The organism is Acinetobacter sp. WCHA39, from assembly GCF_002165385.1.
In the GTDB taxonomy this organism is placed as follows: domain Bacteria; phylum Pseudomonadota; class Gammaproteobacteria; order Pseudomonadales; family Moraxellaceae; genus Acinetobacter.
On record NZ_NHRP01000008.1, the window covers coordinates 13,628 to 26,289 of the forward strand.

Below are 12,662 nucleotides of genomic sequence, written 5' to 3' on the forward strand. Positions count from 1 at the left end.
GTTATTACATGAAACTAACAACATCTTTGTCGCTAAAACTTGTCTATCAACGTTTTTTATTCGCTATTTAATTGAATATTTTCCATTCGATTATCTGTATACATAAGAGGAATAGAGATCTGGTCTTGGATCAAATGCGCATCCCTACAATCTAGTGTTTTCAGTACAGAACACCTATTTAAAAGAAAAAATTGACCTCTAGTTTATAAGGATTAATGATGCAATCAATCTTAAAGCCCAATATCAAATTGATCTCTCTTGAGGGGTATCATCAATTTTAAGTAGATGAAGTAAATGACTCTTTTCTTGTTCATCAAGCGCTTGGATTTGATGCAAGAGTTCATCAACTTTACTGACCAAATTTTCTGATTCTAATAAGTGTTGATTCTGCTGCAAGAGAATGCTTTCTGATTGACTTAACTCATTATAGAGTTGTGAAAGTTGTTGTTGAGATTTCTCAAGATTAATCTCATAAATTTCTTTATCACCTAACCTGAAGCATTGATATTCTAAAGCATGTTCTAATAATTCATCGCGATTGCCTGAAGCAATAATTTGTAGTCTTGGAAATGCTTGATGCAAACGCTCTAAAATTTCAGCACTCATATTTTGATCTAACTGATGCTCAATTTGATCAATTAATAATATGCCTTCACCTTCTAAACATGGGTCGAAACAATGTGGATTAAGTAAGCATAAACGACGTGTAATGTCACCGACCAATGCAATCCATGATTTAAGAGAGGCCGATAATTGCTGAAAGGGAATGGTCTGATCTTTGTAACGCACCATTAATTGAAGTTTAGGAATATATTGAATATAGATATCATTCAATTCTGGAAAGATGGTATGTAAGCCTTTTTTCAGCGCATATAAATTAGGTGCTGAGAGTTGTTTAGGATGATTCATCAGTTCTTGTTGTAATTGCTGCAAAACCTCTGATTGATTCTGCTGACTGAAATCGTTGCCAATAAGACGTCTGACGATATGGGCAGAGTGAGCATTTTCAACATCACTAATTTCCCGTAGCCACTCAAAGAAACGCGCAAAAGTTGTGTATGGAATCGCTGTTAAATCGTAGGCAGCAATATCTTGTAGTGTTCCTGGTGCATTCTTGCTTTGTAAATTAACCTCTTGTACAAAGCGTTCGGCAGGATAATACGCAATTAACGGTAATCCAAATAATGGATCTTGAAGACTGGTTTTTTGGTATAGCGATACCATTTGATCAAGTTGCTGCGTTTCAACTTGGCTAATTCCAACGCCTTGACTGTTAAACGTTTTAAATAACTTCCAACTACAATTCTGAGTGTCAGTCGTTTGTGCAGAGCTACTTTCTGGTAGATGATGAGTTAATTCACTGCTCATTCTAACTTGGACTTGAACTTTGGCTTGTAAGCGTGTCAACAAAATATCTTGATCAGCAATCACGACACCTGCGGTACGAATATCTTTATAACGTGCGGAAAACCACGTTAAGGCTTGGTAGATATTTTTTAAAATTGTGGTTTTGCCTGTAGCTTGCTCACCTAAGATAAGTGTAATTGGGCGTTGAGTCGGTTGAAATTCAATGGTTAAGTCGCGAAACATGCCAACATGTTTAAATAGCACTGATTCAAGTTGCATAAGCTCTCCCTGAACATAAGCGCTTTAACCTACGGACTAGCGAAGACTTGAGGGAGCGCCCCGTTTTAATTGTTGTATTAAATCGTAAAGATGATGAATATTTAAACTTACTTTAGCACGAGTACAGGCAACATAAAGTAGTCTTAATTCCTCATCTGTAATTTTATGTTCTAGGCCATTTATTTTAAATTGGTAATCATCTTCAATATGCACACGATTCCATTCCAAGCCTTTGGCTTTGTGTGCAGTTGAAATAACATAATCTGCTTGTTCAATCGGCGTGATTTTGGCAAGTGCTTTCTTGAGTGGCTCAGTACCATGATCATCGACCAGCTTCACTAAAGGTTTGATGTCGCTACCATCATTGGTTTCGCAATATTCATGCACATCATGCCATGAATTAAACCAAGCCAGTTCGGGCACATCAGTGATTCGTTTGCCTTGTTTGAGTAAACTAGCGGCATCCACAAAACGACTGAGTTTCTGATGATCAGCTTGTAAGCTGACTTTGTCGCCATGCACTAAACCCGAAAGTAGGAGTTCCATTGCACGTGCATTGGTACGACATAAAATGGCATCGCGCATTTTAGTATGGGGTTTATTCACCACACTCGATTTAACATTTGGATTTCCCAATAGTGGAACAGTTTCGTTTAATGCACCAAGCAGACTATTGGCAACATCAGCAATTGCATCGCCAAAACGGAAAGAGGTCGTTAAACGGCTTTCATGTAAAGGCATCTGTTGCATTGCATTGACCGCGCCACGCCACGCATAAATTTGCTGATGTGCATCACCGACATAAATCACTTGTGTGCTCTTTTGACGTAGTAAAATACCCAACATGAGTGGGTCAGCATCTTGTGCTTCATCAAACAGAACATAATCTGTTGGAATATTGGGTTCTGATAATGCCCAAAGTTTGAGGTAAATATCGTGACCAATCCCTGCTTGATGGTTTTGATCAATTGACTCTAACCAACGGCGTTCAACTGCTGGATATAAGTGTTGTTGTAACGATTCAATATCATCTTGGTGCAACCAGCTTGGCGCTTGAATATGGCGAGGGGCAGGGTATTGTGAGCTGGTCGAGCAGAAATAGCTGACAGCATTAGCAACTAAACTCGCAAGGCGACTTGGCATCAGCACATATTTTTCATAACGTCCGCCCATGAGACGGCGAAGCGTAATAGGCTCTAAACGATATTCTTTAGCAATAAAACTTGGGCTTAAACGCGGTAGTCGTAATTTATCAGTTACGCCACGCGGTACGCTACGAAAGGCAAGAGAGTGAAAGGTACGACAATTTACATTGCCATGAAATTTACTCTGTGCTTCAGATGCAATGGCTTTGTTAAAAGCTAAATACATACCACGCCGTTCGGGCATGGCATCACTGATCATTTGTAAAGTCGTGGTTTTACCTGTGCCAGCATACGCAATCACTTTAAAGGATTGACCTAAACGTGCATTGTCTATCGCAATTGCTTGCTCATAGGTGGCTTTGGGTTTCTCGATATTCGACACAGGCAGGGGTTACGCTTCTTGGCTACGGTTGGCTTTTTCAACCAAACCAGAAAGACCTTGACGACGAGCCAATTCATCTAGCACCACTTGTGCATCAAGGTCGAAATAACCCAACATCACAATGCTGTGGAACCATAAATCTGCAACTTCATAAATCAGGTCATGCTTATTCTCTAGAGAGGCATGTGCTGCATAGTCTTTGGCTGCAATAATGCTTTCGATGCTTTCTTCGCCAACTTTTTCTAAAATTTTATTAATGCCTTTTTTGTATAGGCTGGCAACATAAGAACTATCCGCTTCAGCTTTTTTACGTTCTTGCATCAAACGCCCTAAGTGACTGAGTACGTCAACTTGTTCAGCTTGACCATGATCGTGTGCTTCGACTTTCGCAGATGCACCGTAAATTGCAGTTGGATCTTTCAGTTGAGCATCAACAATTTCCCAACCTTGTGGCGTGAGTTTACGATAAAAACACGACTCACGACCTGTATGGCAAGCAATTCCACCATGCTGTTCAATTTGCAGAATAATGACATCAGCATCGCAATCCAAACGAATTTCATGCACTGTTTGAAAGTGCCCTGATTCTTCACCTTTGTGCCACAGTTTTTGACGTGAACGTGAGTAATACACGGCTTGATTTTTTTCAGCCGTCAGTTGTAATGCTTCACGATTCATCCACGCAACCATTAACACTCGACCAGTCTGATGATGTTGTGCAATGGCAGGAACAAGACCATTGGAATCAAATTTAACTTCATCTAACCAGTTTGACATGCGTGAAATCCGTTGTGGGCAAAGCAGCTAGTTTAGCGTTTGTGGCTAGGGTTGGCTATGCTTGTTGGGTAAAAAATGCTTTAGGGGCTAGGTTGGATATAAGTACCCATGAGTTGTTTATTTTCTATTTCGAGAAAGGGTAATGCAGAAGCAACAATGATCAGCATACCCCAAGGATAGCTTGACCAAAACCAAGCATCAACTAAAAAATAAGCGCCTGTGATATAAAGCCAAATGTTTAAAATTCGAGGCAAATATTTTTGATGGATCAACAGAAGAAATATAAAGGGCAAGCTGTCCCATAAGATCATCCACGGAAATAGAGGGCTGATCACCAATCTTCCTATCGTCGATTTAGGATTCACTTGCCATTCAAGGAGATGATAGTGGAAATTTAGAAAACAAAATATATTAAAAATGCTAGGGAGTAAGAACCAGCAACCTTTACGAATCGCCTTTCCTTTACTCTGCCGATACAATGCCCATAGAAAACTATATTTCATGTCTAACCTTGTTTTTATTGATGAATTTTAATTTTTTAAGTATTGAGATAGTTCGAAATTTCAATCAAGTTCTGATCTGGATCACGTAAATAAACCGAAAGAATTTTTCCGATTGCCCCAGTTCTTTCGATTGGACCTTCAACGATGTCAATATTCTGTACTTGAAGATATGCGATCACTTCCTCTAATGGCGTTTCGGCAATAAAACATAAATCTGCTGAACCAGCGGTGGGGTGAAAAGCTTTGGGTTCGAACTCTTTACCAACCTGATACAGGTTGATTTTTTGATGACCAAATTGCAGTGCTTTGCGGTTTTCACCAAAAGTAATGACTTCAAAATTCAGGGCAGATTGATAAAACTGACAACTGATTTCAATATCAGCGACTGTCAGAACTAAATGATCTAAATGACTTATTTTCATTTTTAATTCAAATCCTATTTTTGCGCTTAGTCATATTCAGGTAGTGATTGATTGTTTTGAATTAACGCATTTTCATTGTGTGGGTATGTCGCAATCTGTTGATAGCTCATTTGTTCGAACATACCCTTTTTTAAGCCTGAAATGGTAATCGCCATTTCTTTACGGAAATAGGGGATTTGATACATCCACGGGAAAGTAAGATCACGTATGCTACCCGCCCACCAATGATCAGATTGATAAAGTGGAGTCAGTAAACGACTAAGGAACTGATAGAATTGAGTCGAGGATCGACGCTGTTGGTGATAGTGTTGCCATAATATTGACCAGTCAATTTGCTGATTTTTCTGAGCAGCTTGTAATGATTGGGAAAAAGCCCACGCATCCAAAAGTGCCATATTTGCCCCTTGCCCGAGTTGTGGGCTCATGGCATGTGCAGCAGCATCACATCACGATACTGTGCCGAGAGCCACAGTGGTTAATTTTGTTCATCCAATAAAAGCTGTGGGTAGGGCGGTGAATCCCCAAGCCATACAGATTTGGGGCTGCCTGATGGTAATGGCTATTGACCAAAAGTTATTTATTGGCGAGTTGCCCTTCAAGTCCTGTCACTTTTGCACCCAGTTTGAGGGCTTCATCTAATACGCCAAGACGTTCAAAAACGGCTAAGCCCGCAGGTTGTAGCAATAAACCAGCACCAACAGGAGAGAGTCTGTCAATTTGTTCAAAAATCGTAACGTAATGACCTTCTCGCTCAAGAAGAATCGCCGTTGTAAGTCCTGCCGTCCCTGCACCAATAATGGCAAAATGAGGTATTTTCATTAGTAATGAAAATTCACACCCAAAGAGGCATAGCCATATTTACGATCTAAACGTGAAGCAGTCACCCCGTTATAAAGAAAGGGGATATTACCTACAAAATTGCGTTTAAATAAATAACCTTCAACGAAAGGCGTAATATTCGGTGTAACGTCGTAACTAAAACGTGCGGAAAAAGTATGATTATCTTTCAATGCACTATTGCCAAAATGATTGACGCGATCATCAATGTCATTACGCCATAAACGCTGATATTGATAAGCAAGCTGACTTTCAAATTGTTGATAGCGCCAATTCCATGAACCTCCAATAACGGCGTAATAAGCATCGTAATTTAAATCTTTATCGACATCCAGATTGAAATCGGATGCTGAACCTGAAATATTGAGTTCATTAATAATCGCATTGTCAATCTGGCACGGTTCAGCTAGAGAACCAGTGTAATGGTTGTTTTTATTAATATTCAAGTTGACTAAACAACCCTGATATTTCGCTTGGGCCTTTAAGCTGTCAACTTTCACTTTGCTATAGCCTGTACTGACATACGCATTGAGTTGATTCATAGGATCCAGTTTTCTTGAAAAAATTGCATCAACCTGTAGCTGTATATCAGATGGATCATTGACCCGAACATAATTAAAGGTTCTGTTGTTGATGGTTGTCGGTGTTGTTTTCTTGAGCTGATCTGCGTAGTTGCCCCATAAGCTAAAACGTAAATCCAGAAAATCGTTTTTCTGTAGATTTAAATTTGGGGTATAGGTTGTGGCAACCAACCAACTTTGTAATTTATTGGTATCTTTTGAATAATCAATTTCACGCTGCCAAAAACCAGCTTCTAGTTCAAGATTTGGATAAAGTTGATATTTACCAACGATATGTCCACCTAAATAATCACCTGCATTTTCTGAAGTTGCACCTTCTTTGGCACGGACATCGAACAGGTCAATGGTTTTATTGACGGCATCAATGGCAACATCTACATTCAAGGGTTGTGTTTTTCCTGAAAGTGAGTTGGCTTGCAGGAACATATCATTCGGTGCAGCGTGGAGCAATGATGGAGAGAGGAGAAGTATTGAAGCTGATAGTAAATTTAAATGTTTCATTATGATCCCATTAAATAGACAATAAAAAAAGAGCCACTATGAAAGCAGCTCTCTTTGTTTAATCATAAAGTTATTCAACCGTAACTTTAGCGCTTGTGCCGTAACCTGTTATAGATTTACTCAATACAGATACAGTGTATTTTGTTGCAAAAGACTCAGATGTCGCTGCAATGATTTGCCCCTCACTTGGTGCTACCACAGCTGTAACCGTTGCTGTGCCTTTTTCACTGTTAAATTTGTTCAGTGAGCTGACTAAGCTAGCAGAGATTTTACCTAAAGTTGTGCTATTTAAAGCAATTTGACCGTTGGACAATACATCAATATCAGTACCTAACGTAAGGTTGGTATTGAGTTCAGAAGTAGTTGATGTAATACCTACGGTAGAGCCTTTTGGTAATGTTGCTGCCGTCAATGTACCATTGGTATATGTTAGGTTGAGCTGATTAGCAGAAATGAGTAACGCTTTGGTTGCTGTTTCAACTTTTAATGCTGCGGCAACAGCTTGATTTGAAGACTTATAACTATCACTTGCAACAAGAGGTACGAGCAGATTGTTCAGGCTTGAGACTTTAATTGGAGTGATTAATGATGTTGCTAATTGGTCGAGTGTATAGCTTGTGCCTTGTAAACCAAGACCATTCAATAGTAAATAATTTGTAAACTTATTTGCTTCAGTAATGGTTTCAGTCGGTACAACAATGCCTGTTTTATCTTTAATGACAGCGATAGCACCAGTTAATTTATCTGTTGCCGCACCACCAGTTGTTGCTGCTTCAGCGATATCTTTGAGAGCAGATTCAATCGCAGTTCTATCCGTTGCCAAGACTTGGCTTAATGCCTGAATCAGATTGACAGTAGTACTGTCATTTTTCTCGGTCAGAATTTTTTCTTGTGCAGCTGTTTTTAATGCTGCCGCAGAGCTAATTTGTGTTGCAGGAAGTACAGCGAGTGTGGTTTCTACCGTTTTTACATTGGCTGCAATGCTAGCACTGGTTAAGGCAGCAAGGTTAGTTGCAACGTTATCAATATTGCTCTGAAGACTAGCAGGAAGTTTTGCCTTTACATCAGCATCTTTGACAGTAGCCTGAATAATCGCATTAATTGTATTGGTATTACCTAAATCAACAGTGGTTGTACTTGATGTTAATTGACTGATTAATGCAGCGGTGATTGCTTTTTGAGCAATAGTGCTGGTTAAACTACCATCTGTATTTAGTGTTGTAACCGCTGTGCTGATTTGTTCATTCAGTTGTTGAATAGCTGTGGTTTTAGCTAATAATGCAGCACTGTTTAATGGGTCAGCAGTTAGTAAATTTGTTCCCGGTAAACCTAAAGCCGTTGCAATAGCTGCTGCCTTATCTGTACCTACCGTTGCAACGAGGGTTGTGATTGGCGTAACAACAACATCGATACCTTGAGTATCTGTCAGAGAAATTTTTGGTGCTTGTAGTGTAGCTGTAAATGGCAGACCTGTAGTCGTATCCTGTCCACCTGTCACTTTCAATGCGCTTGCAGTACATCCTTGTGGGAAAGTAAATACCCCATTTTCATCTGTAGTCGCAGTTTTACCCTTACATGCAGTTGCTTCATCAGTAAATGTAACGGTTGCATTGGCAATAGGACCATCTACCACACGTCCTGTCAGTGTTGCTGCCGCTGGAGGGTTACCTCCAGATGATCCCCCATTGCCTCCACCACAAGCTGTAAGTAAAAGGGCTGAAGAAACGGATAAAGTCAGCAAGCTCAATGACAGTTTTCTTGATTTAAACATTATATTATTCCCCGAATATCGGTATTTTAATTGATTCCTGCGTAGTTATAGCAAAGTTTTATAGGTGTGATAATGACTTTTTTAAATTTTTTTAAGTAAAACTGTATCAATATAAGACATAATAAACAGCTTGTTTATTTAATCTAATAGGACTTACGCACTATCATTTATAGATTCTCTGTGGTAGCAGATGGTTTTTATCGACAATAAAGTCATCAATGAAGTCTTTGATGATTGGTCTAAATAATTTCTTCTGCCAACGATATACATTTTCAAAGATCCGCTCAAACTGGTTCTTTTGTATCTCGACGTAGGCCATCAAGGCTGAAAAAATATGATTCAAAATCAGTTTAGATCGTCTTACTTGAAACTTTTCAATATGACAAACCTGTTTAATCACTCGGTGATATTGTTCTATTTTGCAATGACTTGAATGTAATTCATGAAAACCCTCAAAGGACAATAAATCATCTTCATCTTGATACACAATATAAAACCTCTGCTGTTCTTTTAACTGAGTCTTAAATAATTGTACAAAGCCAAAATCTTTGAGCCAGACCACTTGACCCTGATGGAAATCTGGCAATAAACGCAGTTGAAACCATTGTCCATTTTCTAGGGAAACCTTACGGTTACAGTCGATACCAAACATAAAATGAAATATTTACGTTATAAAAAATCCCTTGTCAGAGCAAGGGATTTTTGAACTTATTTCATAATTCGCCAAACTGCAATCAGTGCACTTAATACGATTAAAATGATGGAGACAAACCAAGGACTAATAATCGCAATGGTGAGCATAATCAACATGGTGCTGCCAAACATCCAGCTACGGCGCTGCTGTTGTTGCATTTGTAAGCGCATTTGCTGAATTTCACGGAGTTGCTTATCTTGCCAAGCCGATTGATTTTTTAAACCATTTAAACTATCAATTAATAATGTTGGTAAATCTTGAGCGCCTAATAATAGATCTGGAATCTGTTGTCCAATTTCTTTGATATTTTTAACAGGATTCATATTGGCTTTGACCCATTCGGTCAGAATCGGCTTTGCCAGTTTCCAAATATCGAGTTGTGGGTAAAGATCTGTGCCTAAGCCTTCTACGTGTACCAATGTTTTGAGTAATAGCATCAATTGCGGCGGAATTTCCAAATGGAAACGACGTGCAATATCCATCACCTGAATCAAAATTCCTGCGAAATCCAATTGATCCATCGGTTTTGATACCATTGGACCAACAGTGCGGCGCATTTCACGTGACAAGGCATCTTGATCTGTGCCTGGTGGAATCCAACCTGCTTGATGTACGATCTGAATCAGTTGCATAAAGTTGCTATTCATTACTGCAAGCAACATACGAGCAACTGTCATTTGGTCATGTTTGGACAGTTCACCCATGATGGCGCAATCTAGAGCAATAAAACGCGGATTGCTTGGGTTAATGGTTTCGACAAAGACATTGCCGGGGTGCATGTCGGCATGGAAAAAGTTGTCACGGAATACTTGGGTAAAGAAAATGGTCAAACCTTTTTCTGCCAAGTCCGCACGGTCCATACCCAAACGATCAAAGGTTGCGATATCTGAAATAGGCACACCCGTGATGCGTTCAGCCACCATCACATCTTTACTGTCCATATAGACTTCAGGCACATACATCATACTTGAGCCCGTAAAGTAATGACGCATTCGGCGGGTATTGTCCGCTTCTAGACTCAGATCAAGCTCATTCAAGATAATTTGACGATAGTCTTGAATGATTTCAGTCAGATGTAAGGCGCGAGCAGCCTCTAAACGATTTTCAAGCCAATCACCCAGCCAAGCTAAGATTTCAAAGTCTTGCAGAATTTGATTACGAATATCAGGGCGAGTGACTTTCACCACCACTTCACGACCATCATGTAGAGCCGCAGTATGAACTTGTGCAATCGATGCCGCAGCGAGGGGTTGCTCATCAAAGCGAGAGAATAGTGTGGATACATCAGCCTTGAGCGATTCTTGGATGCGTTGTTTTGCCAATTGGGTGTCATATGGTTTGACACGGTCTTGTAACAACACCAATTGTGATAATACTTCTGGTGGAATCAAATCACGACGAGTAGAAAGCAACTGACCCAGTTTAATCGCTAAGGGTCCCATATCCTCTAAAGCTTCTTTGAGCTTGAGCGGATTCTTTTTCTCTCGACTTGACCATGCCGCAGGATGGGTTTTGATAATGTTTAGGGCATGGCGGGCTTTTACTGGTAATTCTTCCGCAGGGAACAGGGTGTCAAGGCGATAATGTGCTGCAATACGCCAGAGTTCGAGTAACCGTGTAACATGCGGAATCATATAAAATCTTACCTAGTCTTGTGAGGAATGTTTTGCTGGATTAAATGAAGCGTGTAACTGTTGAAATTTCGCTTCTAAACGATCTAATTCTTGATTGAGTTGACGCGTTTTGCGATGAAGATCATCCATTTGCCAACGTGGTGCAAATAAACCGCTATCCTCTTTTAAAGTATCTTCAATAAAGAACAAATGGCTTTGTAATGAACGCTTGAGTTGTTTGGGTGCAAGTTGAATCTTACCCAATTCATGTGCCAGTTGTGGACCAATCCAAGGCGATAAATGCGCAGCGAGATCAGGCTCTGCTTGCTGTATAATTCTTTGAATATCTTGTAATAAATGGTAATCGCCTTGTAGGGGGATATTGCCAATCTGGTCCATATCACTGAGCAGGAGTTTGACTAATTCGACCACATTGGCGACATGCAGGGTGGCTGTGGCATCTGTAATTTTATTTTGGACATCGTAGGGACGCTGTTCAAATATTGATGGGGTTTGACTGTGTCCAGTCACGGTAGGTTCCAGACGAACTTTATTTTCATCAAAAAAAACATCAACCGAGAGCTGTGGATGATCGATCACCACCCGCAACAATTGACCTTGTAGCTGATTGAGCTGAATACGGGTAATCGCATCCAGATCAATCACCTGATGAATGATACGTTCGACTGCACCCAGTGCTAAAATCGACCACATATCTTAAGCCTTAAAGTTTGAATCCGCGGTGAACTGCAACAATACCACCAGTGAGGTTATGGTAGTCACAGCTTTGGAAGCCTGCATGTTCCATCATGCCTTTGAGGGTACGTTGGTCTGGATGCATACGAATAGATTCTGCAAGATACTTGTAACTTTCAGAGTCATTGGCAACGAGTTTACCCATGATTGGTAATGCAGTGAATGAATAAAGATCGTAAAGCTTAGAGAATGGTTCGAACACAGGTTTAGAGAATTCGAGAACCAATAAACGACCACCTGGTTTAAGTACGCGATACATGGCTTGTAGTGCGGCATCTTTATCCGTCACGTTACGTAAACCAAAACTGATAGTCACTAAATCAAAACTATTATCGGCAAAGGGTTCTAAAGTTTCAGCATTGGCAAGTACGAAATCAACGTTAGTACAGCCTGCATCAATCAGACGATCACGACCTACATTTAGCATGGATTCATTGATGTCTGAGAGTACGACATGACCTTGTGGACCGACTTCACGGCTAAATACTTTTGCTAAGTCACCTGTACCACCAGCAATATCCAGTACATGTTGACCACGGCGAACACCTGACATATTAATCGCAAAACGTTTCCAAATACGATGGATACCGAATGACATCAGGTCATTCATAATGTCGTATTTACTTGCAACTGAATGAAAAACTTCAGCAACTTTTTGTGCCTTATCATCACTGCTTACAGTTTGATAGCCAAAGTGAGTGGTTGCTCCAACATTTCCCGTGTTGGCACCACGTGGCAAATTATATTTTGGTACTGATGTATTCGGTGTTGAACCTTGTTGTAACGATTGCTGTTGACCTTGAGGCGCTCCTTGAGGAAGTGGAGAACTGAGGAAAGGACTGACTTTGTCTGAACTTGGGTTTTGCTCAACTTCTGGGGTAGGCTGTTGGTTTTCGTTAGACATAGTTTTCTCCTAAACTTTCGCTCTAGCGGCACGAATCAGCAAGCATGATGACAGATTTTGTATTTTTTTACAGGGTTTAGCATATCATTGTTATGAATAATATACAGAAAGTCACACGCTCAAAAGCATTTTTAATTTTTGTTTTGGAAT

General features: G+C 40.0%; 10 protein-coding genes and 2 pseudogenes. All 12 read right to left on the reverse strand.

From position 1 onward, the window contains the following. Nucleotides 1-243: 243 nt before the first annotated feature. A complete protein-coding gene (locus CDG56_RS05660; protein ID WP_087547200.1) occupies nt 244-1,626 on the reverse strand; it encodes an ATP-binding protein in 1,383 nt (460 codons plus the stop codon). A 36-nt stretch (nt 1,627-1,662) separates the two neighbouring features. After that, nucleotides 1,663-3,153 (reverse strand): UvrD-helicase domain-containing protein, encoded by a 1,491-nt coding sequence (locus CDG56_RS05665; protein WP_087547201.1) that lies wholly within the window; start codon nt 3,151-3,153, stop codon nt 1,663-1,665. Nucleotides 3,154-3,162: 9 nt separating this feature from the next. Continuing rightward, nucleotides 3,163-3,930: a bifunctional phosphoribosyl-AMP cyclohydrolase/phosphoribosyl-ATP diphosphatase HisIE gene (gene hisIE, locus CDG56_RS05670; RefSeq protein ID WP_087547202.1), complete on the reverse strand. Its 768-nt coding sequence runs from the start codon at nt 3,928-3,930 to the stop codon at nt 3,163-3,165. Between the two features lie 80 nt (nt 3,931-4,010). Next, a complete protein-coding gene (locus CDG56_RS05675; protein WP_087547203.1) occupies nt 4,011-4,433 on the reverse strand; it encodes a hypothetical protein in 423 nt (140 codons plus the stop codon). 35 nt (nt 4,434-4,468) lie between these two features. Next, nucleotides 4,469-4,855 carry a VOC family protein gene (locus CDG56_RS05680; RefSeq protein WP_087547204.1) on the reverse strand — a complete coding sequence of 129 codons (387 nt, stop codon included), beginning with the start codon at nt 4,853-4,855 and terminating at the stop codon, nt 4,469-4,471. Between the two features lie 26 nt (nt 4,856-4,881). Continuing rightward, a pseudogene (locus CDG56_RS05685) lies at nt 4,882-5,674 on the reverse strand (FAD-dependent oxidoreductase). Further along, nucleotides 5,674-6,774, reverse strand: coding sequence for a hypothetical protein (locus tag CDG56_RS05690; RefSeq protein WP_087547205.1), 1,101 nt, complete (start codon nt 6,772-6,774; stop codon nt 5,674-5,676). The pseudogene CDG56_RS05685 and the gene CDG56_RS05690 overlap by 1 nt, the downstream one beginning before the upstream one ends. A 70-nt stretch (nt 6,775-6,844) precedes the next feature. After that, a complete protein-coding gene (locus tag CDG56_RS05695) occupies nt 6,845-8,545 on the reverse strand; it encodes a carboxypeptidase-like regulatory domain-containing protein (RefSeq protein ID WP_087547206.1) in 1,701 nt (566 codons plus the stop codon). Nucleotides 8,546-8,708: 163 nt separating this feature from the next. Continuing rightward, a pseudogene (locus tag CDG56_RS05700) lies at nt 8,709-9,200 on the reverse strand (transposase); the annotation flags it as partial. 53 nt (nt 9,201-9,253) lie between these two features. Then, nucleotides 9,254-10,873 (reverse strand): ABC1 kinase family protein, encoded by a 1,620-nt coding sequence (locus CDG56_RS05705; protein ID WP_087547207.1) that lies wholly within the window; start codon nt 10,871-10,873, stop codon nt 9,254-9,256. Nucleotides 10,874-10,885: 12 nt separating this feature from the next. Then, nucleotides 10,886-11,566 (reverse strand): hypothetical protein, encoded by a 681-nt coding sequence (locus CDG56_RS05710; RefSeq protein ID WP_087547208.1) that lies wholly within the window; start codon nt 11,564-11,566, stop codon nt 10,886-10,888. Nucleotides 11,567-11,576: 10 nt separating this feature from the next. Continuing rightward, nucleotides 11,577-12,512, reverse strand: coding sequence for a bifunctional demethylmenaquinone methyltransferase/2-methoxy-6-polyprenyl-1,4-benzoquinol methylase UbiE (gene ubiE, locus CDG56_RS05715; RefSeq protein WP_087547209.1), 936 nt, complete (start codon nt 12,510-12,512; stop codon nt 11,577-11,579). Nucleotides 12,513-12,662: the final 150 nt, after the last annotated feature.